Here is a 24,088-nt window from a genome sequence, read left to right as displayed (position 1 = left end):
GCGATCCTTGCGCCGCGCCCGCCCTTCCTGCACAATCTTCGGCAGCGATGGCGGCCGTTGCAATCAACGGAAAAAGACCATCGACCGAAAATTCCGTCAGGAGGAACAACCCAATATGAGCAATCGCAGAGCCTTCATAGCTGCCACGGCAGCGCTCGCCTTCGCGTTCTCCGCCAGCCAAGCCCTCGCCCAGAAGAAATACGACACCGGTGCGAGCGACACCGAGATCAAGATCGGCCAGACCGTGCCGTTCTCCGGCGCCTACTCCGTCTACGCCAATATCGGCAAGACCCAGGCCGCCTATTTCAAGATGATCAACGATCAGGGCGGCATCAACGGCCGCAAGATCAATCTGATCCAGTATGACGACGCCTATTCGCCGCCGAAGACGGTTGAGCAGGTGCGCAAGCTCGTCGAAGGCGACGAGGTGCTGTTCACCTTCCAGCTCATCGGCACCGCGGCCAATGCCGCCGTGCAAAAATATCTCAACGGCAAGAAGGTGCCGCAGTTGCTGGCCTCGACCGGCGCGGCGCGCTTCAATGATCCGCAGAACTATCCCTGGACCATTGCCTACAATCCCAACTACGTGTCCGAGGGACGGATCTACGCCAAGTACATTCTCGCCAATCACCCCAGCGCCAAGATCGGCGTGCTCTACCAGAACGACGACATGGGCCGCGACTATCTCGCCGGCCTCAAGAGCGGCCTCGGCGACAAGGCCGCCAGCATGATCGTCGGCGAAGTCTCCTACGAGGTCACCGATCCGACGGTGGATTCGCAGGTGGTCAAGCTGAAGTCGATGGGAGTCGATCTGTTCTATGACGCCTCGACGCCGAAATTCGCGGCGCAGGCCATCAAGAAGCTGGCCGATCTCGGCTGGACGCCGGTGCACATCCTCGACATCAATGCGAGCCCGGTGTCGGCGACACTGAAGCCGGCCGGTCTCGACATCTCCAAAGGGATTATCTCGACTAACTATGGCAAGGATCCAGGCGATCCGCAGTGGAAGGACGATGCGGGCGTGAAGGCTTTCTTCGCCTTCATGGACAAATATTTCCCCGAAGGCGACAAGCTCAACACCGTCAATACCTATGCCTATTCCGTTGCCGAGCTGCTGACGCAGGTGTTGAAGCAATGCGGCGACGACCTCACGCGCGAGAACGTCATGAAGCAGGTCGCCAGCATCAAGGGCTATACGCCGAGCCTGGCGCTGCCCGGCATCAAGATCAACACCGGGCCGACCGACTACCGCGTCAACAAGCAGATGCAGATGATGAAGTTCAACGGCGAGCGTTGGGAGCTGTTCGGACCGATCCTGGAGGATGCAGGTCCGGCGGGTTAGCGGTTATCGAATTCTGAAATGCGATCGGCGGCTTTGCGGCCGCCGATTTTTTTAGCTTCGCTGCGCAAATTAGCCGAGAGGCCAATCCATCACCGTCACCCTGAGGTGGCCGCTTCTTCAGCGGCCCTCGAAGGGCGGCGGCCCGGCTGGTAGCCGTGCAGAGGCATCGGGGCCGGGCATCCTTCGAGGCTCGCAAGAGCTCGCACCTCAGGATGACGGAGAGAGATCCCGATTGCTGGCGTCTACTTCGGCACCTCCCCGAAATTCTTCCCCACCGGCAGCACCGCGTGCCGGATCAGCCGTGAATCCTCCACCGCCGCTTGCCGGTGCTTCACCGCTTCGCGATAGACGGGATCGCGGATCATCTCGACGAAAGCGGCTACGCCTGGATATTCGGCGATGAAGCAATGGTCCCAGCGCTCGTCCTGCGGGCCGATCAGCATCAGCTCGAATTTGCCCTGCCAGACGATGCGGCCGCCGAGCCGCTCGAACACCGGGCCGCTCTCGCGGCCATAGGCCGCATAGGCTTCCGCGCCGCTCGCCTTGCGGCCGTCGGGATAGGCCGCTTCTTTCCGCAACCGCACCAGATTGAGCATGTGGACCGGGCCGGGGCGGTCGTTGTCCCGGAACTGCGCAAAAATCTCCTTGGTCGGATCGATATGGCCCATAAGTCCTCCTATGCGGGTCGCCTCTTGTTTGATGCGGGCGATCCTAGCTCTGCCGTCCGGCGAGCGGAACTGCGGCAGGCGAATGCCGCACCTCCTAATCGCGCGTTAACGTCGGGGTAACCGGGCCTTAAACAGCGACCGCTAGCGTGCGGCGGGGCGGGCTGACCGGGCGTTTTGCGTATGGGGTTGGGAAAGAAAAAGGGTGGGCGGAAGGAGCCGCTGTTCGGCTTGCCCGCAGCGCTCGCCGATCTGCGCCTGACGGCAGCGGACCGCATCCCCAACGCCGACGATAAGCCCAGGAAGTCAGCGAAGTCATCGGCCAAATGTCGAAGCAATGATGCCGGCGACGAGCCACCGCGCGAGCGCAAGGCGCAAGGCGGCCGCAGCGGCGCCAAGCGCCATTCGAAGTCGCGCGGCGGCTTCAGCCTCGGCCGCCTGGTGTATTGGGGCGCGGTGCTGAGCCTGTGGGGCGCGATCGCCGTGATCGGCGTCGTGATCTATGTCGGCGCCCATCTGCCGCCGATCCAGTCGCTCGAAATCCCAAAGCGTCCACCGACGATCCAGATCGTCGGCATCGACGGCAGCATGCTGGTCCAGCGCGGCGAGATGGCCGGCGCCAACGTCGCGCTGAAGGACCTGCCGCCTTACTTGCCAAAGGCGTTCATAGCCATCGAGGACCGCCGCTTCTATTCGCATTTCGGCATTGACCCGATCGGCATCCTGCGCGCCCTCGTCACCAACGTGCTCCATCGCGGCGTGTCGCAGGGCGGCTCGACGCTGACGCAGCAGCTCGCGAAAAACCTGTTCCTGACCCAGGAACGCACCATGCAGCGCAAGCTCCAGGAAGCGGAGCTCGCGATCTGGCTGGAGCGCAAGCATTCCAAGAACGAGATTTTGGAGCTCTATCTCAACCGCGTCTATTTCGGCTCGGGCGCCTATGGCGTCGAAGCCGCGGCACAGCGTTATTTCGGCAAGTCGGCGAAGAACGTCAATGTTGCCGAAGCTGCGATGCTCGCCGGCCTCGTCAAATCGCCCTCGCGGCTGGCGCCGAACCGCAACCCGGAAGGCGCCGAGCAGCGCGCAAAGATCGTGCTCACGGCGATGGCCGATGCAAAGTTCATCACCGAAGCGCAGGCGCAGGCCTCGATCGGCCATCCCTCCTACAACGTGAAGCCGGTCGGCGCCGGCACCGTGAACTACGTCGCCGACTGGATCGGCGAGGTCCTCGACGATCTCGTCGGCCAGATCGACCAGAGCATCACGGTCGAGACCACGATCGATCCGAAGCTGCAGAGCGTGGCGGAGGCCGCCATCATCGACGAGCTCGCGGCCAAGAGCGTTAAGTTCAACGTCAGCCAGGGCGCGCTGGTGGCGATGACGCCTGACGGCGCGGTGCGCGCCATGGTCGGCGGGCGCAATTATGCCGAGAGCCAGTACAACCGTGCGGTCACCGCCAAGCGCCAGCCGGGCTCCTCGTTCAAGCCGTTCGTCTATCTGACCGCGCTCGAGCAGGGACTGACGCCGGACACGGTCCGCCAGGACGCGCCGATCGAGGTCAAGGGCTGGAAGCCCGAGAACTACACCCATGAATATTTCGGCGCCGTGACGCTGACGCAGGCGCTGGCGATGTCGCTCAATACGGTCGCAATCCGCCTCGGTCTTGAGGTCGGGCCGAAGAACGTGGTGCGCACCGCGCACCGGCTCGGCATCTCCTCGAAACTCGAGCCCAACGCCTCGATCGCGCTCGGCACATCGGAGGTCTCGGTCGTCGAGCTGGTCGGCGCCTATGCGCCGTTCGCCAATGGCGGCTTCGCGGTGGCGCCGCATGTGGTGCGACGGATCAAGACGCTCGATGGCAAGCTGCTCTACATGCGCCAGGCGGACGAGCACAACCAGGTCATCGATCCGCGCTATGTCGGCATGATGAACACCATGATGCGGGAAACGCTGATCAACGGCACCGCCAAGAAAGCGGAGATTCCCGGCTGGCCGGCGGCGGGCAAGACCGGCACCAGCCAGGATTACCGCGACGCCTGGTTCATCGGCTACACCGCCAACCTCGTCACCGGCGTCTGGCTCGGCAATGACGACAACTCGCCGACCAGGAAGGCGACCGGCGGCGGCCTGCCCGTCGAAGTCTGGTCGCGCTTCATGCGCACGGCGCACGAGGGCGTGCCGGTGGCGGCCCTGCCGAGCGCACCAGGTGGCTGGGGTCTATCGAACCTCGCGCAGGCCGCATCGCAAGTGTCGCCGCCGACAGCGCCGCCCTCAGCTCCAGCAAGCAATGGCGGCAATCGCCCGTCCCCGGCGCGCGCCAATGCGCGGCCGGAAGCGGCGGCGGGGCTCGATGGCTGGCTGATGGACCGGCTGTTTGGCGGAAATCGCTAGGGTCGACCGGAGGTCCTGGTGACCTCAAAACAAAAACGCGAAAACAACCCCATGCACAGTAGCCGGTGGCATCCGGCGCGATGCGCGGCGGATTGTGCGAACTCATTGACGTGTCGGATCATTCGGTCGCCGTCGCGCGGGGGCGCGCCGACAGCATCGCCTTTGACGATTCAGCGCAATGAATGCGGCTGCAATGCACGCGCTCGGAACGTTTCGCGCGATGCCGCAAGCGTGCAATCCGCGGTTCCAAAGGGCAAGTCCTGCCCACAGCGGCAAGATTTACCGATGCCAAGGAGCCGCTGAGCGCCAAAACACCAATCTCTTCAAGCTTCCGCAATCGGCCCGGGATTTGCCCCTTAGATTGAGTCCGAAGACTCGGGTTTGATGGGAAGGAGCGCTCCATGATTTCGAGCCTATCCAGCGCGGCATCGACCTATCTGCGCCCGGCATCGACGTCCGCCGCGACATCCAGCGTCTTATCGGAAGTGCCGGCTGCGACCGACGCCGCGACCGGCAGCTCCGGGATTAAAGTCTCCCAACTCAAGCCGCTGCAAGGTGCCAAGGCGCTGCAAGGTGCCAAGCCGATATCGACGGCGGACAATCCCGTCCTGCGCGACCTCATGGCAACGAACTGGCTGACGACCCACGGCGCGAGCGCTAGTCAACCGGCCGTCTCGGACGATGCACCAGAGAATACCTATGCTCAGGTGAAGGTTGGCGGCAAGGTGGTCGCCACTCTGTACAATGGCGGGTCCTCGACGATGACCAACGAGGCGGCCGCAAAGATCGGCAAGCTGGAGGATCCTCCAGGTCTAGGCGGACCGGATCTGGCGCAGTGGCGGGCCGACAGATACGCGAAGCTGCTTGGTGGCACCGTTGAAAAAGCTTCCACCGCGATCACGCAATCGCAATGGACACCGCATCAAAGCAGTTCCGAGACCTATAGCCGCGATCAACTCGACGCGGCCTTCCAGGCGATGCTGGCCGAGAGCCAGAAGGCGGCGGCGCAGCGGCAATCGTCCTATCTCGCCTCGCGCACGCAGCCGGGGACAAGCGCGGATTTCAACGCGTGAGCAGCGCGCTATCGAGGTTCGATGCCGCCCCATTCTCCGCTGTCATTCCCCGCGAAGGCGGGGAATCCAGTACGCGGCGGCGCCTCGGCTTAACAATGACTGGCTCTGGAATACTGGGTCGCCCGGTCAAGCCGGACGACGACAGTGAGTGTTGGGCTGGCAGCAACGCCTAATCCGCAACGAGGATCAATCCTCGACCCCGTACCGGTGCAGATCGTTCCCGTACGTGTCGAGCCACTTCTTGGCGCGCTCCATCGACGGGCAGGCTTTTCCGCACACCCGCCAGAACCGCGCCGAGTGGTTCATCTCGACGAGATGGGCGACCTCGTGCGCGGCGAGGTAGTCGAGCACGTAGGGCGGCGCGAGGATCAGGCGCCAGGAGAATGACAGCGAGCCGGCCGAGGTGCATGAGCCCCAGCGGCTGGACTGATCGCGGATCGAGAGCCGCTTGACCTTGACGCCGAGCTCGGCGGCATAGGCCTCCGCCGAGCGCTGGAGATCGCCGCGCGCCGCACGCTTGAGGAAATCGCTGACGCGCCGGTCGACATGCTCGAGCCCGCCGGCGACGCAGAGAATGCGTTCACCGGAGTCCCGCACCTCGGTCCACACCGTGCCACGCGTGCCGGCGCGATGAACGATGCGATGGGGAACGCCGCGAAGCGGTATCAATGTGCCAGGCTGGAACGGCGCAGCCTTCGGCAAACGGCCGAGACGTGCCGCGATCCACGCACCGTGACGCTGTGCGAAATCCTTGGCTTCGGCGAGCGTTCCGCGCGGTGGGATGGTGAGGATGGCTTCGCGATCGCTCGGATGAATTCTGAGCGTGTAGCGGCGCGCGCGTCTGTGCCGGCGCAGCCGGATCGCAAAGAATTGCGATCCATGGGTGATCACGAGGGTCTTTGGTTCGTGGGGCCGACGATAGAGGAGCGCGCGAGTGGCCATGTCTGTCAGTCCGGGGGGCAGGAGGGCGCCCGGATTCTGCCATAACCGCCGCCAGGGAAAGCGCTCGGCGCAAAAACAAATCATTTGCCCAATATACAGGGGTCTGGCGTCCGGGAGACCCTACAGACTGGGGTTGGAACCCGATTTTTTCGCCTCCGCTTGACGCATGCGGCACTCCCAAGGAAGGAATTAAGATTCACTCCTATAAAACTACCTAAATACCGCGAATCTGGAGGGAACTCACCCCCGCCGGAACCTCCGCAGGGCATCGATTTTCAACGGGAAAGCCGAAAAACGCGTCTATTCGGCCGCGAGAGCCTGCAACGAGCTCGGATTCGCAGCCGAGACCATGAAGTCATGGATGCGCGGCACGATTTCCGACTTGAAGCGCGAGCCGTTGAACACGCCGTAATGTCCGACGCCCTTCTGGACGTAATGAACGCGGCGATGATCGGGGATCGAATTGCACAATGTGTGCGTTGCTTCGGTCTGACCGAGGCCGGAGATGTCGTCGTTCTCTCCTTCGACCGTCATCAGTGCGACGCGTGTGACCTTGGAAGGATCGACGCGTGTTCCACGATGCGTCATCTCGCCCTTGGGCAGCGAGTGCTTCACGAATACGGTGTCGACGGTTTGAAGGTAATACTCGGCGGAAAGGTCCATCACCGCGAGATATTCGTCATAAAAGTCGCGATGTTTGTCGACGAGATCGCCGTCACCCTTCACCAGATTGGCGAATAGCTGCTTGTGGGCGTCCATGTGCCGGTCGAGATTCATGCTGATGAAGCCGTTGAGCTGCAGGAATCCCGGGTAGACGTCGCGCATCATGCCCGGATGCGGGAACGGCACCTTGGTGATGACATGGTTGCGGAACCAGTCGATGCCGCGCTCCTGCGCAAGGTCGTTCACCCCGGTCGGATTGCGGCGGGTGTCGATCGGACCACCCATCAGCGTCATCGAGGTCGGCACGAAGGGATCGCGCTGCGCTTCCATGATCGAGACGGCAGCGACGACGGGCACGGAGGGCTGGCACACCGCCAGCACATGCGTGTTGCCGCCGAGGACGTGCAGCATCTCGATGACGTAGTCGATGTAGTCGTCGAGATCGAAGCGGCCGTCGCTGAGCGGGACCATGCGGGCATCGGCCCAGTCGGTGATGTAGACCTCATGCGCCGGCAGGAAAGCCTCGACGGTGCCGCGGAGCAGCGTCGCGTAGTGGCCGGACATCGGCGCGACGATCAGCACGCGCGGCTGCGGGCTGCGCAAGGGACGCGCGAACTTGCGATCGAAGTAGAGCAGCCTGCAGAACGGCTTTTCCCAGACCGAGCGGACCTCGACGGGGACGCGGATGCCGTTGACCTCGGTGTCGTTGAGGCCCCATTCCGGCTTGCCGTAGCGGCGCGTGGTGCGCTCGAACAATTCGCAGGCCGCGGCAACCGACTTGCCGACATCGGTGCGCGCCCAGGGATTGAGGGGATTCTGAAACAGGAGCTTGGTCGCGTCGGTGACGGCGCGCGCCGGATTGAGAGAGGCCTGCGCCATCTCGTACATCCAATACATCGGCGTCGTCAGGACCGGACTGCCTTCAGCCGCCAGGGGCGGCGCGCCGCCAAACTCACCAATAGGCATCGCTATATTCCTCTTCGCATCGCAGCATACTGACGAATGCGTAATATTGCGTCAATGCATGGTTCCGTACATCTACGTGGCCTGAACGGTAAAAACAGCCTGAATCCACGGGAAAGTGACGTTATTCGCCGCCCGAGAGCAGCGAGCCGTTCTTTTTGGCGCTGCGCAAAAGGGCAAGGAATGCCCCAAAAGATGCAACCAGCAGCACCGCATTGATGGCCAGCGCATCCAGCATCAGGTCAATGCGGAAGCTGTTCTCGATCAGCAACGCCCGCATCCCCTCGAACACGTAAGTCGGCGGCAGCACCCAGGCGACATATTGCAGCCAGATCGGCAGTACGCTGACGGGATAGTAGACGCAGGCGAGCGGCATGATCGCGAACATCAAGGTCCAGACGATGCTCTCGGCGCCAAGTCCGTTCCGCAGCACCAGCCCCGAGACGAAGATGCCGACAGCCCAGCTCGTGAAGATCAGATTGCAGAAGAATGCGATCAGCGGCAGGCCGAGGCCGTAGACGTTGAAGTGAAACAGGAACAGCGCGAGCAGCGTCATCGGGATCACGCCGATCGCGAGCCGGATCAGGCTCATGATCATCAGCGACAGCAGAAACTCGATCGGCTTCAACGGGCTCATCATCAGATTGCCGATGTTGCGCGCCCACATCTCCTCCAGAAACGAGATGGAGAAGCCGAGCTGGCCGCGGAACAGGATGTCCCAGAGGATGACGGCGCCGATCAGGGTGCCGCCGGCGCGCGCAAAGAAGTTTGCATTCTGCGCGATATAAAGCTGAAGAAAGCCCCAGGTGATGACTTGCAGCGCCGGCCAATACAGCAGCTCGAGCAGCCGCGGCCAGGACGATTGCAGCAGGTACCAATAGCGCAGGATCATCGCGCCGATGCGCTGCATGGATAGGCCGCGGTGGAGAGAAAGCCCGCTCATTGTGGCACCGCGTAGCCCGGCCGCAACCAGTAGCCCGGATGGAGCGTAGCGCAATCCGGGACCAGTCTATCCAGACGCGAGAACCCCGGATTACGCTTCGCTCCATCCAGGCTACGGCTACGGCCGAAACATGAGGGCTCGCTCATCGCGCCACCTCCCGCGCACCGTTCACCCGGCCGCGCGCGACGTCCAGGAATACTTCCTCCAGCGTGGTGCGGTTGTAGCGGGCCATGATGGCGCCCGGCGTGTCGTCGTCCTCGATGCGGCCGCGCTTCATGATGATGACGCGGTCGCACAGCCGCTCGACCTCGAGCATGTTGTGCGAGGCCAAAAGGATGGTAGCGTTGTTGTCCCGGCGATAGCGCTCCAGATGCGCCCGCACCCAGTCGGCCGTATCAGGGTCGAGCGATGCGGTCGGCTCGTCCAGCAGGAGCAGCTCGGGCCGGTTGATCAGCGCTTTGGCCAGCGCGACGCGGGTCTTCTGCCCGGCGGAGAGCTTGCCGTTGGCGCGGTCGATGAAATCAGTGAGATCGAGATCGTCGGCCAGCTCTGCGATGCGGCCGGAGAGATGCTTCACCGCATAGAGCTTGCCGAACACGGTGAGATTCTGCCGCACCGTGAGCCGCATCGGCATGTCGACATAGGGGCTCTCGAAATTCATCCGCCCCAGCACCGCCGCGCTCTCCTCGGGCATCCGATGTCCGAGGACCCTGACCCGGCCGGAGGTCGGCAGCACCAGGCCCATGATCATCGCGATCGTCGTGGTCTTGCCGGCGCCGTTGCCGCCCAGAAGCCCGGTGATGCTGCCGCGCGGCAGTGAAAAGGAGATGTCGTCAACCGCCCGGGTCTGCTTGTAGACCTTGACGAGGCGGTCGACCTCGATCGCCGCGGACGAAATGGCATCCGCGACAGTCGGCCGACTTGAAGCATTGGCATTCCCGGTCATGCTGGAGGCGTTCTTCCGCCATTGCACGGTGAAGCGCAAGGCTTGATGCAAAGACTTGATGTAAGAGGCTTGTAGCCAGACTGAAAGTGTGAACCAGCGTGTTTGTGACCGGACCCGCGCATCGCTAGATTGACCGAAATGACCGAGACCGCCGATACCGACTTTCACCACGCGCAGCGACATATCCGCCTCGACACGATCCTGCGGTTGCGCTGGCTCGCGGTGCTGGGCCAGCTCGCCGCGATCTTCATCGTGGCGCAGGGGCTCGAGTTCGATGTCGAGATCGTCCCCTGTGTCAGCATCATCGCCGTGTCGGCGGCGCTCAATCTGGCTCTGCAAACCGCGGCCAATCCGATGCAGCGGCTCGAGCCGATCCAGGCGGCGGGACTGCTTGCGCTGAACATCGTGGAACTGGCCGGGCTCTTGTTCTTCACCGGCGGACTGCAAAACCCGTTCTCGTTCCTGTTCCTCGCACCCGTGCTGATCTCGGCGACCGCGCTGCCCGCGCGCGTCACCTTCGGCCTCGGCCTGCTGGCCGTGGCCTGCGCCTCGATCCTGTTCTTCTTCCATCTGCCGCTGCCCTGGGATTCCGACGATCCGCTGGTGCTGCCGCCGATCTATCTCGTCGGCATCTGGCTCTCGATCGTGCTGGCGATCGGCGTCACCAGCCTCTACTCCTTTCAGGTGACCGAAGAGGCGCGCAAGCTTGCGGACGCGCTGGCCGCGACCGAACTGGTGCTGACGCGCGAGCAGCATCTGACCCAGCTTGACGGATTGGCCGCCGCCGCAGCGCACGAGCTCGGCACGCCGCTCGCGACCATCTTCCTGATCTCGCGCGAGCTGGAAAAGACGGTGAAGGAGCCGGTCTTTGCTGCCGACCTGAAAACCTTGCGCGAGCAGACGCAGCGCTGCCGCGACATATTGAGCAAGATCACCCAGCTCTCCTCAACCGGCGCGCCGTTTGATCGCATGAAGCTGTCAGAGTTGATCGAGGAGGTGGTGGAGCCGCACCGCGATTTCGGCGTCGATATCAAGGTGCGGATCGCGGTGGCCGCCTTCGCCGAGCCGGTCGGCTCGCGCAATCCGGCGATCCTCTATGGCGTCGGCAACATCATCGAGAACGCGGTCGATTTCGCGCGCACCACTGTCGAGGTGAACGCCTGGTGGAACAATGACACCATCGAGCTTGTGATCTCCGACGATGGGCCCGGCATTCCGCCCGACCTCTTGAACCGGATCGGCGAGCCCTACCTGTCGCGACGGCGCAGCCAGGACGAAGGCGGCGGCCACGGGCTCGGCGTGTTCATCGCGCGCACTTTGCTGGAACGCACCGGCGCCAAGGTCTCGTTTACCAATCGGACCTTTCCGGACCACGGTGCCGTGGTCCAGATCACCTGGCCGAGAGAGCGTTTTGAGGCTATCGAGACGCTCGAAGAAACAATAGGATAGGCGCGACCTTGCGTCGCATAGCAGGGCCGACCGACTATCGGTGGCCTTGGCACCGCCCGATTGCGACGCCATATGTGGATGCGCTGGAGAGAGGACGAAACCTTGAACGCCATCGCCGAACTGAACGAACAGTCCGACCGCTCGCTTCTCATCGTGGAGGACGACAAGCCGTTTCTGGAGCGGCTGTCGCGTGCAATGGAAACCCGCGGCTTCGCGGTGACATCGTGTGACACCGTTTCGGATGGTCTCGCACAGATCGGCAAGGCGGCGCCTGCGTTCGCCGTGGTGGATCTGCGGCTCGGCGACGGCAATGGTCTCGACGTCGTCTCAGCGCTGAAGAAGAAGCGCCCCGAAGCCCGCGCGATCGTGCTGACCGGCTATGGCAACATCGCCACCGCCGTGACCGCAGTGAAGATGGGTGCGATCGATTATCTGTCGAAGCCCGCGGATGCCGACGACGTCGTTGCTGCTCTGCTCTCGACCAGCTCGGACAAATCCGATCTGCCGACCAACCCGATGTCCGCCGACCGCGTGCGTTGGGAGCACATCCAGCGCATCTACGAGATGTGCAACCGCAACGTCTCGGAGACGGCGCGCAGGCTCAACATGCACCGGCGGACCTTGCAGCGCATTCTGGCCAAGCGCGCGCCGAGGTAATCGCGCCCCTCGTAGGGTGGGCAAAGGCGCAAAGCGCCGTGCCCACCATTTCGGTTTCAATCTTGAACGGCTTGAACGGTGGGCACGCTTCGCTTTGCCCACCCTACGGCGTCTGCGCTCGCCGAGCCGCTACTCCCAAAAATCCGCGTGGCCCTGCGGATCGACCAGACGGTTGATCCGCAAAGCCGCCGCCATCGCGAACCGCACCGTCATCTGCTTGCGCGTCGGCGCGGGGAGCTTGTGCTCGGGCGCCTCGCAGTGCAGATGCGCGCCATAGGCATCCGCGATGATCAGGCCGGTGTCTTCAGGAAAGATCTCGCACGGCAGATCCTGCGTGAAGGCGAAAAACAGCCGGTCGCAATGGGCGCGGTATTCGTGCCATTTCTGGTCGGCGCGCAGATCCTCGACCGATGACTTGATCTCGACGATCCAGATCTCGCCGCGCTCATTCAGCGCCACCAGATCGGCGCGCCGGCCCGACGGCAGCGGCAATTCGCTGATGCAGCAGAAGCCGAGCGAGCGCAGCAGCCGCGCCGTGCCGCGCGCGATCGCCAGCGCCGTCTCGGACTGACGGCGGTCCGGCGGCGGCACGAGGGCGATGTTGCGGGCGGTGCTGTCCATGATGGCAGGTTAGCCGATTCCGTTGGGTGCGGACACCGTCTGATGGAGGCAAGCTGCGGCCTCATTTTCCGCTGTCGTCCCGGACAAGCGTCAGCGCAGATCCGGGACCCATCACCACAGGACGGAGTTTGGCAAAGACCCGTCGTTCGGTACTCCTACATACCGCAACCGATCGATTCCGCGGTATGGGTCCCGGATCTGCGCTCCGCTCGGGGCAACGCTACGCATTGCGATGAGCTGCGCTTGTCCGGGACGACATCGGTGCGGGAACCTCCCCTCCCCCCGACACTTATCACGCAGCCGCCGCACCTCGGCGGAGCATCGAGGCTGCGGCGCATGATCGACGATCTCTGGTACAAGAACGGCGTGATCTACTGCCTGTCGGTCGGCAGCTATATGGACGCCAACAGCGACGGCATCGGCGATTTCAACGGGTTGCTGCGCCGGCTCGACTACCTGCATGGCCTCGGCATCACGGCGATCTGGCTGATGCCGTTCCAGACCTCGCCGGGCCGCGACGACGGCTACGACGTCGCGGACTATTACAGCGTCGATGCCCGCTACGGCACGCTCGGCGATTTCGTCGAGTTCACCCAGGGCTGCAAGCAGCGCGGCATCCGCGTCATCATCGACCTCGTCGTCAACCACACCTCCGACCAGCATCACTGGTTCAAGGAGGCGCGGCGCTCGAAGGATTCGCCTTATCGCGATTGGTATGTGTGGTCCGACAAGAAGCCCGCCAACGCCAACCAGGGCATGGTGTTTCCGGGCGTTCAGAAGTCGACCTGGACGCGCGACGAGGAAGCGGGCGCCTGGTACTTCCACCGCTTCTACGATTTCCAGCCCGATCTCAACACCTCGAACCCGCACGTGCAGGCCGAGATCCTGAAGATCATCGGTTTCTGGATCCAGCTCGGGGTCTCCGGCTTCCGCATGGATGCCGTGCCGTTCGTGATCGCGACCAAGGGCGCCAAAGTCAAAAAGCCGGTCGAGCAGTACGACATGCTGCGTATGTTCCGCGAATTCATGCAATGGCGTCAGGGCGACGCCATCATCCTCGCCGAAGCCAACGTGCTGCCGAAGACGGACATGGAATATTTCGGCCGCGACGCCGACCGCATGCACATGATGTTCAACTTTCAGGTGAACCAGCATCTGTTCTATGCGCTGGCTTCCGGCGACTCGCGGCCGCTGGCGAAGGCACTGAAGGCGACCAAGCCGCGGCCGGCCACCGCGCAATGGGGCCTGTTCCTGCGCAATCACGACGAACTCGATCTCGGCCGCCTGACCAAGACGCAGCGCGACCTCGTCTTCAAGTGCTTCGGCCCCGACAAGGACATGCAGCTGTACGACCGCGGCATCCGCCGCCGCCTCGCGCCGATGCTGGGCGGCGATCGCCGTCGGCTCGAGCTCGCCTACAGTTTGATGTGCACGCTGCCGGGCACGCCCGTCATCCGCTACGGCGACGAGATCGCGATGGGCGACGATCTCTCGCTGCCGGAGCGCAATTGCGCGCGCACGCCGATGCAATGGTCGACCGAGCCGCATGGCGGCTTCACCAAGAGCGGCAAGCCGGCGTGCCCGGTCATCGACAAGGGGCCTTACGGCTTCGAGCACGTTAACGTCGCGACACAGCGGCGCGATCCCAACTCCATGCTGAACTGGACCGAGCGTATCGTCCGCATGCGCAAGGAGGTGCCGGAGATCGGCTGGGGCGATTTCGCGATCATTCCGACGCCCGATCCCGCGGTGTTCATCATGCGTTACGACTGGCGCAACAATTCCGTGCTGTTCGTGCACAATCTGAATGAGAAGCCGCGCGAGATCGCGTTCTCGGCGGGGCAGCCTGGCGACGCCGGCAAGCACCTGATCAACCTGCTCGCGGAAGATCATAGCCACGCCAACAAGCGCGGCCAGCATCGCATCGTGCTGGAGCCCTATGGGTATCGCTGGTACCGCGTCGGCGGGCTGGATTATCTGTTGAAGCGAAGTGACATCGACGAGAAAACGGTGCGGGGCAACGCGCATCCGGGTTAGCTGCATCCCCACACTCCGCTGTCGTCCCGGACAAGCGCGCCTCAAACGCGCGTAGATCCGGGACGACGGCTAGGACGGCATTACCACCACACCCTCATTGCCGCGCAGATCCAGCACGCCTTCCAGCCGCTCACCCTCGCGATCCAGAAACGTCGACAGCAAGATCTCGCTGCCGAAACGGAGCTCGCTGGTAGTCACGGCGACCGGGCCGGATCCGAGATTGAGCACGACGATCACCGCCCTGCCCTCGGCCTCGCGGCGATAGACCAGCAGATCGCCTTGCGCGGCGATCGGATGATAGTCGCCTGCGACCAGCGCCGGAGAGGCCTTCCGCAGCGCGATCAGGCGCTTGTACAAGCTGAGGATCGAACGCGAATCGGCTTCCAGATTGACCACGTTCTCATGGATATGATCCTCGGGCAGCGGCAGCCACGGCCTGACGTCCGAGAAGCCCGCGAAGCCGGATGAATCCCATTGCATCGGCGTGCGACAGCCGTCGCGGCCGACACCGATGCCGGGCACGTTCTTCTCGAAGGGATCGCGCACGTCCTCGGGCGCAATCGCGACCTGGTGCATGCCGATCTCGTCGCCGTAATAGAGCGTCGGTGTGCCGCGCAGCGTCAGCAGCAGCATGGCGGCGACGCGGGCCTGCTCCGGCCCGACGCGGCTTGCGACGCGCGGGCGATCGTGATTGCTAAGCACCCAGTTCGGCCAGGCGCCTTTCGGCAGCGCCTTCTCGTAATCCTCGACGATCTTCTCGATCGAGCGCGCGCTCCAGAAGGTCGAGAGCAGCGCGAAGTTGAACGGCATCTGCGCGCCGGTGAGATCGTTGCCATAATAGGCCATGAGCCGGTGCAGCGGCAGATAGATTTCGCCGATCAGCACGCGGGCGCGATACGCATCCGTGACGCGCCGCATCTCGGCGATGACGTCGTGCACCTCCGCCTGGTCGGTGGAATATTGCGTCAGGATCTTCTCGTTCGGCGGCCGGCCTTCGACATAATGCGGGTTTGGCGGATTGTCGCGGAATTCGTCGTCCTTGATCAGATGCCAGATCACGTCGACGCGAAAGCCGTCGACGCCTTTCTCCAGCCAGAACCGCATCACGTCGTAGATCGCGGCGCGAACTTGCGGATTGCGCCAGTTGAGGTCCGGCTGCTGGGCGAGGAAGGCGTGGTAGTAATATTGACCCGTCGTCTCGTCGAACTGCCACGCGCTGCCGCCGAACTCGGACAGCCAGTTGTTCGGCACGCCGCCATCGGGCGCCGGATCGCGCCAGATGTACCAGTCGCGTTTGGGATTGTCGCGCGAGGATCGGCTCTCGACGAACCAGGGATGCTGGTCGGAGGTGTGGTTGGGCACGAGATCGAGGATCAGCTTCAGGCCGTTGTCATGGGCGGCCGCGAGCAGCGCATCGAAATCCGCCATCGTGCCGAACAGCGGCTCGATGCCGGTGTAGTCGGAAATGTCGTAGCCGAAATCGGCCATCGGCGAGGGAAAGATCGGCGACAGCCAGATGGCGTCGACGCCAAGCGATTTCACGTAAGGCAGCCGCCGCAAAATGCCGGCGAGATCGCCAACGCCGTCGCCATCCGCGTCCTGAAAGGAACGCGGGTAGATCTGATAGAAGATGCCGTCGCGCCACCAATTGTCGCCGCTCTGAGCCATGCGGAAACCCCATCCAGAAATCTGCTTCTCGCGCGAGAGAACGCGGGAGCAACGTCCCGGTTCAAATCAGCAGGCCAATTGGGACGGCCGTGTGCCGATCGGTGCGGCTGTTCCCGGGCTGGCCCACGAATCTTTTGCTTGGCGGCATGGCAAAAATCAGCATTGTGAGGCCATGACCGAGCAAAACGACACCCACCCGTCCGAACAAGCCAAGGCCGGCGCGATCATCGTTCCCGTGACGCTGTTCGAGCAGAACTGCACCATCATCTGGGATGAACCTTCTAAGAAGGCTGTGGTGATCGACCCCGGCGGCGACGTGCCGAAGATTCTGGACGCGATCAAGCAGACCGGCGTCACCGTGGAGAAGATCTGGCTGACGCACGGCCATATCGACCATGTCGGCGGCGCGGCCGAATTGCGCGATGCGCTGAAGGTGCCGATCGAGGGCCCGCATCTCGCCGACAAGTTCCTGCTCGACAACGTGGTCGAGAGCGGCGCGCGCTTCGGCATGACCGGCGGGCGCAATTTCGCGCCGGACCGCTGGCTCGACGAAGGCGATGCCGTGTCGATCGGCGGCTTGCAGTTCGACATTTTCCACTGCCCCGGCCACTCGCCCGGCAGCGTGGTCTTCTTCAACAAAGACTTGCGTTTCGCCCATGTCGGCGACGTCCTGTTCGCGGGCTCGGTCGGCCGCACCGATTTGCCCGGCGGCAGTCACGCGACGCTGATCAACTCGATCAAGACCAAGCTGCTGCCGCTCGGGGACGATGTCGGCTTCATCTGCGGCCATGGTGCCGGCTCGAGCATCGGCCAGGAGCGGATGACCAATCCGTTCATCACCGGCGAGATGTGAGCTTTACTCGGCGGCGTCCGCCAGCGGCGGCGCCTCACCGAGATGACGGTCGCCCCATTCACGGATCGCGGCGACGACCGGCACAAAGCTCTTGCCCTTGCGGGTCAGACGATATTCGACCTTGGGCGGCACCTCGCCGAAATCCTTGCGGTCGATCAGGCCGCTCTGCGTCAGCGCCTTCAATTCGCGGCTGAGCACGCGCGGGGTGATCTCGGCGCTGCCCTCCGTGCCGCGCAGCAGGCCGCTGCGGATCTCGCCGTAGCGGCGCGGACCGTCCTTGAGGTCCCAGACGATGCGGAGCTTGTACTTGCCGCTGATCATTTTTTGAAAAGCCGCGACCGGGCAGGTGCGAGCTGCGGTTGCCTTTGCCCTTTCCTTGGCCATGTCGTCTCCTCCACGTTGGAGAAGATGATAGGAGCGGCGGCGAAAAAGTCCATACTATCAATTTTGTCCATACTTGCAGGATCGCGCGCAAGCCGCAGATGATGACGCACATGATGAACAGGGAGCGTCACATGAAGCACTTCATGATCAGATACGAATTCAGGAACGGTACGACGGAAGCCTGGCACCAGGAGATCGGCCGCTTCGTCAAGGCGATCGACGGCGATCCGGAGCTGAAGGGGCGGATCGGCTACCGTGTCCTGAAGAACCGCGACGACGGCAGCTATTTCCACCTTGCCAGCGTCGCCGATGATGCCGCGCAAAAAGCGCTGCAATCGCGCGACTTCTTCAAGGCCTATCAGGAGGTGACGCGGAAGGTCGCCGGCGGCGAGGTGACGGCGACCCCGATCGAGTGGGTCGATCAGACCACGTAGCTTTGAGGGCCGGGGCGACAGCGCCGCCACAAACTCAGCTGTCGTCCCGGACAAGCGCAAGCGCGGATCCGGGATCCATAACCACAGGAAGTCGTGGTTGCGGAGATTCGGCGTTGAGCTTTCGCGCCTAACTTTGTCCTGGGAGTATGGGTCCCGGATCGGCGCGCGCTTGGGGCGCGCTTGCCCGGGACGACACTACTTCATCAATCCCGCGGCGGTCAGCGCGCGCGTGATGATCTGGCCGAGATCGAAGCCGCGAGCCTCCTCGCGCTTCGGCCCGGCCGGCTGCTCGGCGACGGCCGCGCGGATCGAGCGGGCGAGATGCGGCGCGGGTGAAAGCGCCGGCTTCGTCGTCGCAGGCTTGGCCTCGACCTTCTTCCCGGCCGCGTCGGGAATCCAGCCGGTGAGGCCGAAGAACTTCGCGATATGATACGACGAGGAGATGCCGGCCTCGATTAGGAACGTGCCTTCCATGCCGTAGCGCTGATCGCTGTCGGCGAGGCCGAGCGGCATGCCATGCGCCATGTCGGTGATGGCATAGGACTCGACCAGGGTTTCGCCGTCCTTGTTCCACCAGGCCTGGCGCGGATAGCCATCGACATTGGTCTCCGCCATCGGCGCGGCCGGCAGATCGTGCAAATCGAGCCACTGCTTGACGATCTCGTTGGCATTGCCGGGATTGACGGTGCGATCGGCGCTGCCATGCCACACCGACATCTTCGGCCACGGCCCGCGATGATTCGAGGCGCGCCGCACGAAATCGCCGAGCTCGCGCTCCGGCCGCGCCGGCGAATGGAACATGCCGTCCAGGGCTTCGCGCAGGTTCGAGGCGATGCCATAGGGCAATCCGGCGATCACCGCGCCGGCCGCGAAGACTTCGGGATAGGTCGCGAGCATCACCGACGTCATGCCGCCGCCGGCGGAAAGACCGGTGATGAAGATGCGCCTGGGATCAATCCGGTGCGCCTCGGCCATATGCGCGATCATTTCGCGGATCGACTGCGCCTCGCCGCTGTCCCGCGCAGTGTCTTCCGGATTGAACCAGTTGAAGCAGGTGTTGCTGTTGTTGATGCGCTGCTGCTCGGGCATCACCAGCGCGAATCCGTAATGCCTCGCGAGCGTCGACCATCCCGCGCCGAGATCGTAAGCAGCTGCGGTCTGGCCGCAGCCATGCAGCACGACGACGAGCGCGCGCGGATTCTGGAGTTGCGCCGGCACGAATGCGAACATGCGCAGATTGCCGGGATTGCTGCCGAAGCTCGTCACTTCTTCCAACGGGCTGGATGAATCGGCGCTCTGGCCCAACTCGGCAAAGCGCAGACCGCCCAGCCTTGGCAGACGTCTCAAAAGTTCGACATTTCTGGCAAGCGACACGGCAACTCCTGCTGGGGGAAACTTCCAACGTCCACCCAAACCAAATAGTTGCTGCGGTGCAAAATAAAAAGGCCGTGTGCTGTCGATCCGCGCGGAAACACGGGAAAACCGCAGGAATCCGCATGTATTCACCGCAATGCTTCAACTTCGTGCAGATGCGCGGCGCATCCACGCCAGAAATGCGGCGCAGATCATGATCAACGTCGCAAACATGGCGAGCGAGGCGACGAATCCTGCGCGCGCTGATTGCAACGCCTCAATGATGAAGAACGCCGCGCCGATTGCGGCCACTCCGGCCGCATTTCCGATCTGCGCAGTGGTGCCGTACATGCCGGAGGCTGAGCCTGCGGCAACCGGCTTCACCGTCGAAAGCACGGCACCGGAGAGCGGCGCCATCACCAGCCCCTGGCCGTAGCCGAAGATGATCATGGTGAGCGCGAGCTCAATCGGCGTCGGCGTATCGATCCAGCCCGCAACAAACGCGAGCGCGACAAGACCGGCGATCTGGAGCGCGCAGCCTTCGATCAACACCTTGTTGCCGCGATGCCTCGCCCGCGCGCCGCTGTGGCGCGAGGCGACGACAAAGGCGAGCGCAAGCGGAATAAAGGCGATGCCGGCCAAGAGCGGTGGGATCTTCAGGGCCCGCTGCATGAATAGCGTCATGACCAGATAGAACGAGAGGTTGGCGGCGAAGAAGAAGAACGCCGCGCCGAGCCCGCGCAGGAAGGCTGCGTCGGACAGCAGCGTCAGATCGATCAGCGGCATGCCGCCGCCGCGCGCCACCGCATGCTCGAGCTTCAAAAACGCAACAAGGACCACACAGCCGATCGCCATCACCGCCCACAGCCAAGGCGCCCAGCCGACATCGTGACCGAACAGCAGCGGCCCGATCAGGCAAAGCAGTCCGGCGAACAGGACCATGCTGCCCCTGATGTCGAGCCGCGTTCCGGCCCGGCGCGGCACCGACGGCATGATGCGCCAGGCGGCTGCCGCAATAACGAGCCCGCATGGCACGTTGACGAAGAACACCGAACGCCAGCCGGTGCCGCCGAGGTCGACCGTGACCAGGAGACCACCGAGCAGGAAGCCCGCGGCCCCCGCAAGCCCGAGCACAATGCCGTAGATGGCGAAAGCGCGGCTGCGCGAGTCGTCGGTGAACAGCAGATGCAGCGTCGCCAGCACCTGCGGCACCATCAGCGCCGCGGTCGCGCCCTGCGCCAGCCGCGCGATGATCAGCTCCGCGCCGGATTGCGCGAGGCCGCACCACAGCGACGCCAGGGTGAAGCCGAGCACGCCGGCCAGGAACACATTCCTGGTGCCATGGATGTCGCCAAGGCGGCCGCCGGTGACGACCAGCGTGGCATAGCCGATCAAATAGATCGCGATGACGGATTCGATCTGCGCCGACGACGCGTGCAGATCGACGGCGATGGTGGGGATGGCGACATTCACGACGAAGGCGTCGACGCCGAACATGAACTGGGCGGCAACGACGATCCCTAGCACCCACCAGCGCCGGGACGCATCGATTTGCTTTGTGACGGTTTGATGCATCGGCGCGCGAGCCTTCGAATTTCGCCGCCGATAGTCGCAAACCCTAGGCGGTGCCGCGATTACCTCAGAGGTAGGACTCGCGCTCTTTGCCTCTCCGCCAAGAACGGAGCGAGGGAGAAGAGGCGCCTCATTGCATGCCTGCATTCCGCCGCACGGGACATCGTGCGATTGCGTTCGCTCTTCCCAGCACGTAGCTTCGCAGCCTCAACAAACAAGAAATCGAGCCGGAGTGAACGCCATGGCGCGCCTGAAATTCGGAGCCTTCCTTGCCCCGCATCATCCGATCGGGGAGCATCCGATGCTCCAGTTCCGGCGCGATCTCGACCTCGTCGAGCAGCTCGACGCGCTCGGCTATGACGAGTTCTGGTGCGGCGAGCACCATTCCTCCGGCTGGGAGATGATCGCCTCGCCCGAGATGTTTCTGGCGGCGGCCGGCGAACGCACCAAGCGCATCAAGCTCGGCACCGGCGTGGTGTCGCTGCCCTATCATCATCCCTACAACGTCGCGCAGCGCATGGTGCAGCTCGATCACATGACCGGCGGCCGCGCCATTTTCGGGTCCGGTCCCGGCGCGCTTGCGTCGGACGCGCACACGCTCGGCATCGACCCGATGACTCAGCGCGACCGCCAGGACGAGGCCATCGGCGTGATCCGCCGTCTCTTCAATGGCGAGCGCATCACCGCCAGGAGCGACTGGTTCACGATGAACGACGCCGCGCTCCAGATCCTGCCGTTGCAGGAGGAGATGCCGTTCGTGGTGGCGTCGCAGATCTCGCCCTCCGGCATGACGCTCGCCGGCAAATACGGCATCGGCATCATCTCGCTGGGCTCGATGACGACGCAGGGATTGATGTCGCTGCAACAGCAATGGCAGTTCGCCGAGGATGCCGCCAAGAAGCACGGCACAAAAGTGGATCGGGCGAACTGGCGCGTGCTGCTGACCTGGCACCTCGCCGAGACCCGCGAGCAGGCGCGCCGCGAAGCCGGCGCCGGCCTGATGCGCTGGCACAACGAATATAATGTCGGCACGCTGCAGCGGCCGGGCCTGACCGCGTTCGCCTCGCCTGATGAGGCCGTGGACAAGACCGCCTTCGTCGACGGCGCCGCGTCTGTCATCGGCACCCCGGACGATCTGGTCAAAATGATCAAGAACGTGATGCAGGTGTCCGGCGGCGTCGGCGCCGTCATCGGCTTCGTGCACGACTGGGCCAATCCGGAGAACACGCGCCGGAGCTGGGATCTGGTCGCGCGCTACGTCGTGCCGGAGATCAACGGCTACATCGACGGCCTGCGCAAGTCGCAAAAATTCGTGATCGAGAACCGTGCGATCTTCGATCGCGCCGGTCAGGCCGTGATGGCCAAGATCATGGAGAACGAGAAGGCTGCCGAGGCGCTCAAGGTGACCGGCGTCGGCCGCGTCGCCATTCCCGCCGTCAATGCCCCGGATTTGCAGAAGGAAGCGGCGAAGCGGTAGGCTCAGGGCCCGACCTCAGTGAACGCCTCGTCCTTCGAGACGACCGCTGCGCGGTCTCCTCAGGATGAGGCTAGGCGGCTTCGGTGTCTGTTGAAACTGCTGCCGCAAACCTCATCCTCATCCTGAGGGCCTGCCAAAGGCGGGCGTCTCGAAGGATGGCCGCAGCGAAGCACCGCCGCGCCAGCGGACCCGGATTGTGTTATGTTGGATTAGCCAACCGGAGCAATCGTCATGTCGATGCAGAATGTCGCCGCCCCTGCGCTCGGTTTCACCGCGCCCAAGCGCAACGAGCTGACGCACATCCCCGGCGACGAGGGCTGGCCGATCATCGGCAAGACGTTTCAGGTGCTCGCCGACCCCAAGGGTCATATCGAGGCGAATGGCGCCAAATACGGCCCGGTCTACCGCACCCATGTTTTCGGCGAGACCAACGTCGTGCTGCTCGGCCCCGAGGCCAACGAACTCGTGATGTTCGACCAGCAAAAACTGTTCTCCTCGACGCACGGCTGGAACAAGGTGCTCGGCCTGCTGTTTCCGCGCGGATTGATGCTGCTCGATTTCGACGAGCACCGCCTGCATCGCAAGGCGCTGTCGGTCGCGTTCAAGTCAGGACCGATGAAATCCTATCTCAGCGATCTCGACAGCGGCATCGCCGCGCGCGTCGCGCAGTGGAAGGCCAGGCCCGGCGAGATGCAGCTTTATCCGGCAATGAAGCAGCTCACGCTCGACCTTGCCGCCGTGTCCTTCCTCGGTGCCGATATCGGGCCGGAGGTCGACGAGATCAACCGCGCTTTCGTCGATATGGTCGCGGCTGCCGTCGCTCCGATCCGCCGACCGCTGCCGGGCACGCAGATGGCGGCCGGCGTCAGCGGGCGCAAGCGCATCGTCGCCTATTTCCGCGAGCAGATTCCGCTGCGACGCGGCAATCACGGCGGCGATGATCTGTTCTCCCAGCTCTGCCGCGCCACACATGAAGATGGCGCCCTGCTTTCCGAACAGGACATCATCGACCACATGAGCTTTTTGATGATGGCGGCGCACGACACGCTGACCTCGTCGCTGACGTCCTTCGTCGGCGAGCTCGCCGCAAATCCGGATTGGCAGAGCAGGCTGCGCGCCGAGGTTCTGGCGCTCGGGCTCGCTCCGGATGCGCCGAGCAGCTTCGACGATCTCGAGAAGATGCCGCTGTCGGAGATGGCGTTCAAGGAAGCGTTGCGGATCAAGCCGCCGGTGCCGTCGATGCCGCGACGTGCGATGCGCGATTTCACCTTCAAGGGATTTACGATTCCCGCCGGCACCGCGGTCGGCGTCAATCCGCTCTATACGCACCACATGAAGGACATCTGGCCGGAGCCGGATCGCTTCGATCCCTTGCGCTTCACCGAGGACGCCCAGCGCAACAGGCATCGTTTCGCCTGGGTGCCGTTCGGCGGCGGCGCGCATATGTGCCTCGGCCTGCACTTTGCCTACATGCAGGCAAAGTGCTTCGCGCGGCACTTCTTGCAGAACATCGAGGTGTCGCTGGAGCCGGGCTACAAGCTGGACTGGCAGATGTGGCCGATTCCGAAGCCGCGGGATGGCTTGCGGGTGACGGTGAAGGCGGTGTAGCGCTCCACTCTCGTATCCCGGACGCGCGAAGCGCGAGCCGGGACCCA

Annotated in this window: 20 protein-coding genes; 10 read left to right on the top strand and 10 right to left on the bottom strand. The window is 63.7% G+C overall.

The features are described 5' to 3' along the window. Positions 1-115 precede the first annotated feature (115 nt). Positions 116-1,342, top strand: a complete 1,227-nt coding sequence (locus IVA80_RS21700) for an ABC transporter substrate-binding protein (protein WP_247434933.1) — start codon at positions 116-118, stop codon at positions 1,340-1,342. A 242-nt stretch (positions 1,343-1,584) separates the two neighbouring features. Here the strand turns inward: IVA80_RS21700 and IVA80_RS21695 are convergent, their stop codons facing one another. Further along, complete coding sequence (locus tag IVA80_RS21695; RefSeq protein ID WP_247434930.1) at positions 1,585-2,010, bottom strand: DUF1330 domain-containing protein; 426 nt, start codon at positions 2,008-2,010, stop codon at positions 1,585-1,587. 180 nt (positions 2,011-2,190) lie between these two features. Between IVA80_RS21695 and IVA80_RS21690 the strand changes: the two genes are divergently transcribed. Both IVA80_RS21690 and IVA80_RS21685 read left to right on the top strand, forming a co-directional pair. Continuing rightward, a complete protein-coding gene (locus IVA80_RS21690; protein ID WP_247434926.1) occupies positions 2,191-4,398 on the top strand; it encodes a penicillin-binding protein 1A in 2,208 nt (735 codons plus the stop codon). A 401-nt stretch (positions 4,399-4,799) separates the two neighbouring features. Continuing rightward, positions 4,800-5,471 carry a hypothetical protein gene (locus tag IVA80_RS21685; protein WP_247434924.1) on the top strand — a complete coding sequence of 224 codons (672 nt, stop codon included), beginning with the start codon at positions 4,800-4,802 and terminating at the stop codon, positions 5,469-5,471. A 186-nt stretch (positions 5,472-5,657) separates the two neighbouring features. Here IVA80_RS21685 and IVA80_RS21680 read toward each other — a convergent pair whose 3' ends face one another. From IVA80_RS21680 to IVA80_RS21665, 4 genes are all read right to left on the bottom strand, one after another. Beyond that, positions 5,658-6,497, bottom strand: coding sequence for a SprT family zinc-dependent metalloprotease (locus IVA80_RS21680; protein WP_247434922.1), 840 nt, complete (start codon positions 6,495-6,497; stop codon positions 5,658-5,660). Between the two features lie 216 nt (positions 6,498-6,713). After that, a complete protein-coding gene (phaZ, locus tag IVA80_RS21675; protein WP_247434919.1) occupies positions 6,714-8,042 on the bottom strand; it encodes a polyhydroxyalkanoate depolymerase in 1,329 nt (442 codons plus the stop codon). 121 nt (positions 8,043-8,163) lie between these two features. Beyond that, positions 8,164-8,982, bottom strand: a complete 819-nt coding sequence (locus IVA80_RS21670) for an ABC transporter permease (RefSeq protein ID WP_247434917.1) — start codon at positions 8,980-8,982, stop codon at positions 8,164-8,166. Between the two features lie 142 nt (positions 8,983-9,124). Then, a complete protein-coding gene (locus tag IVA80_RS21665; RefSeq protein ID WP_247434915.1) occupies positions 9,125-9,928 on the bottom strand; it encodes an ABC transporter ATP-binding protein in 804 nt (267 codons plus the stop codon). Between the two features lie 138 nt (positions 9,929-10,066). Here IVA80_RS21665 and IVA80_RS21660 point away from each other — a divergent pair, with 138 nt between their 5' ends. Together IVA80_RS21660 and IVA80_RS21655 are read left to right on the top strand one after the other, a co-directional pair. Then, positions 10,067-11,377, top strand: a complete 1,311-nt coding sequence (locus IVA80_RS21660) for an ActS/PrrB/RegB family redox-sensitive histidine kinase (protein ID WP_247434913.1) — start codon at positions 10,067-10,069, stop codon at positions 11,375-11,377. A gap of 102 nt (positions 11,378-11,479) precedes the next feature. Then, entirely contained in the window at positions 11,480-12,034 is a 555-nt protein-coding gene (locus IVA80_RS21655) for an ActR/PrrA/RegA family redox response regulator transcription factor (protein ID WP_276007652.1), read from the top strand. A gap of 129 nt (positions 12,035-12,163) precedes the next feature. Here IVA80_RS21655 and IVA80_RS21650 read toward each other — a convergent pair whose 3' ends face one another. Then, positions 12,164-12,655, bottom strand: a complete 492-nt coding sequence (locus IVA80_RS21650) for an MmcB family DNA repair protein (protein ID WP_247434909.1) — start codon at positions 12,653-12,655, stop codon at positions 12,164-12,166. 336 nt (positions 12,656-12,991) lie between these two features. Between IVA80_RS21650 and IVA80_RS21645 the strand changes: the two genes are divergently transcribed. Next, positions 12,992-14,692 (top strand): alpha-amylase family protein, encoded by a 1,701-nt coding sequence (locus IVA80_RS21645; RefSeq protein ID WP_247434906.1) that lies wholly within the window; start codon positions 12,992-12,994, stop codon positions 14,690-14,692. A gap of 69 nt (positions 14,693-14,761) precedes the next feature. Here the strand turns inward: IVA80_RS21645 and IVA80_RS21640 are convergent, their stop codons facing one another. Then, positions 14,762-16,360 (bottom strand): alpha-amylase family glycosyl hydrolase, encoded by a 1,599-nt coding sequence (locus IVA80_RS21640; protein WP_247434904.1) that lies wholly within the window; start codon positions 16,358-16,360, stop codon positions 14,762-14,764. 172 nt (positions 16,361-16,532) lie between these two features. Here IVA80_RS21640 and IVA80_RS21635 point away from each other — a divergent pair, with 172 nt between their 5' ends. Continuing rightward, positions 16,533-17,213 carry an MBL fold metallo-hydrolase gene (locus IVA80_RS21635; RefSeq protein WP_247434902.1) on the top strand — a complete coding sequence of 227 codons (681 nt, stop codon included), beginning with the start codon at positions 16,533-16,535 and terminating at the stop codon, positions 17,211-17,213. Between the two features lie 3 nt (positions 17,214-17,216). On the opposite strand, the gene IVA80_RS21630 is transcribed toward IVA80_RS21635, so the two are convergent. Then, complete coding sequence (locus IVA80_RS21630) at positions 17,217-17,597, bottom strand: helix-turn-helix domain-containing protein (RefSeq protein WP_247434900.1); 381 nt, start codon at positions 17,595-17,597, stop codon at positions 17,217-17,219. Positions 17,598-17,728: 131 nt separating this feature from the next. On the opposite strand from IVA80_RS21630, the gene IVA80_RS21625 reads away from it, so the two are divergent. Further along, complete coding sequence (locus IVA80_RS21625; RefSeq protein WP_247434898.1) at positions 17,729-18,031, top strand: hypothetical protein; 303 nt, start codon at positions 17,729-17,731, stop codon at positions 18,029-18,031. A gap of 195 nt (positions 18,032-18,226) precedes the next feature. Here IVA80_RS21625 and IVA80_RS21620 read toward each other — a convergent pair whose 3' ends face one another. Next, on the bottom strand, positions 18,227-19,405 hold the full coding sequence (locus tag IVA80_RS21620; protein ID WP_247434895.1) for a PHB depolymerase family esterase: 1,179 nt from the start codon (positions 19,403-19,405) through the stop codon (positions 18,227-18,229). 141 nt (positions 19,406-19,546) lie between these two features. Next, on the bottom strand, positions 19,547-20,959 hold the full coding sequence (locus tag IVA80_RS21615) for an MFS transporter (RefSeq protein ID WP_247434891.1): 1,413 nt from the start codon (positions 20,957-20,959) through the stop codon (positions 19,547-19,549). Between the two features lie 238 nt (positions 20,960-21,197). Between IVA80_RS21615 and IVA80_RS21610 the strand changes: the two genes are divergently transcribed. After that, positions 21,198-22,433, top strand: coding sequence for an LLM class flavin-dependent oxidoreductase (locus tag IVA80_RS21610; RefSeq protein WP_247434889.1), 1,236 nt, complete (start codon positions 21,198-21,200; stop codon positions 22,431-22,433). 231 nt (positions 22,434-22,664) lie between these two features. Continuing rightward, positions 22,665-24,041 (top strand): cytochrome P450, encoded by a 1,377-nt coding sequence (locus tag IVA80_RS21605; protein WP_247434886.1) that lies wholly within the window; start codon positions 22,665-22,667, stop codon positions 24,039-24,041. The last annotated feature ends 47 nt before the right edge of the window (positions 24,042-24,088 follow it).

Source organism: Bradyrhizobium sp. 139 (genome assembly GCF_023074175.1).
Taxonomy (GTDB): Bacteria; Pseudomonadota; Alphaproteobacteria; order Rhizobiales; family Xanthobacteraceae; genus Bradyrhizobium.
The sequence above is the reverse complement of the archived record's forward strand: the minus strand, read 5'-3'. Positions and strand labels throughout refer to the sequence as shown.

Excerpts from the sequence above, each read along its gene's own strand:
- IVA80_RS21635 (WP_247434902.1), top strand. The coding sequence starts at position 16,533 with ATGACCGAGCAAAACGACACCCACCCGTCCGAACAAGCCAAGGCCGGC.
- IVA80_RS21645 (WP_247434906.1), top strand. The coding sequence starts at position 12,992 with ATGATCGACGATCTCTGGTACAAGAACGGCGTGATCTACTGCCTGTCG.
- IVA80_RS21630 (WP_247434900.1), bottom strand. The coding sequence starts at position 17,597 with ATGGCCAAGGAAAGGGCAAAGGCAACCGCAGCTCGCACCTGCCCGGTC.
- IVA80_RS21605 (WP_247434886.1), top strand. The coding sequence starts at position 22,665 with ATGTCGATGCAGAATGTCGCCGCCCCTGCGCTCGGTTTCACCGCGCCC.
- IVA80_RS21625 (WP_247434898.1), top strand. The coding sequence starts at position 17,729 with ATGAAGCACTTCATGATCAGATACGAATTCAGGAACGGTACGACGGAA.
- IVA80_RS21690 (WP_247434926.1), top strand. The coding sequence starts at position 2,191 with ATGGGGTTGGGAAAGAAAAAGGGTGGGCGGAAGGAGCCGCTGTTCGGC.
- phaZ (WP_247434919.1), bottom strand. The coding sequence starts at position 8,042 with ATGCCTATTGGTGAGTTTGGCGGCGCGCCGCCCCTGGCGGCTGAAGGC.
- IVA80_RS21660 (WP_247434913.1), top strand. The coding sequence starts at position 10,067 with ATGACCGAGACCGCCGATACCGACTTTCACCACGCGCAGCGACATATC.
- IVA80_RS21640 (WP_247434904.1), bottom strand. The coding sequence starts at position 16,360 with ATGGCTCAGAGCGGCGACAATTGGTGGCGCGACGGCATCTTCTATCAG.
- IVA80_RS21665 (WP_247434915.1), bottom strand. The coding sequence starts at position 9,928 with ATGACCGGGAATGCCAATGCTTCAAGTCGGCCGACTGTCGCGGATGCC.
- IVA80_RS21680 (WP_247434922.1), bottom strand. The coding sequence starts at position 6,497 with ATGATTTGTTTTTGCGCCGAGCGCTTTCCCTGGCGGCGGTTATGGCAG.
- IVA80_RS21695 (WP_247434930.1), bottom strand. The coding sequence starts at position 2,010 with ATGGGCCATATCGATCCGACCAAGGAGATTTTTGCGCAGTTCCGGGAC.
- IVA80_RS21650 (WP_247434909.1), bottom strand. The coding sequence starts at position 12,655 with ATGGACAGCACCGCCCGCAACATCGCCCTCGTGCCGCCGCCGGACCGC.
- IVA80_RS21685 (WP_247434924.1), top strand. The coding sequence starts at position 4,800 with ATGATTTCGAGCCTATCCAGCGCGGCATCGACCTATCTGCGCCCGGCA.
- IVA80_RS21670 (WP_247434917.1), bottom strand. The coding sequence starts at position 8,982 with ATGAGCGGGCTTTCTCTCCACCGCGGCCTATCCATGCAGCGCATCGGC.
- IVA80_RS21615 (WP_247434891.1), bottom strand. The coding sequence starts at position 20,959 with ATGCATCAAACCGTCACAAAGCAAATCGATGCGTCCCGGCGCTGGTGG.
- IVA80_RS21610 (WP_247434889.1), top strand. The coding sequence starts at position 21,198 with ATGGCGCGCCTGAAATTCGGAGCCTTCCTTGCCCCGCATCATCCGATC.
- IVA80_RS21700 (WP_247434933.1), top strand. The coding sequence starts at position 116 with ATGAGCAATCGCAGAGCCTTCATAGCTGCCACGGCAGCGCTCGCCTTC.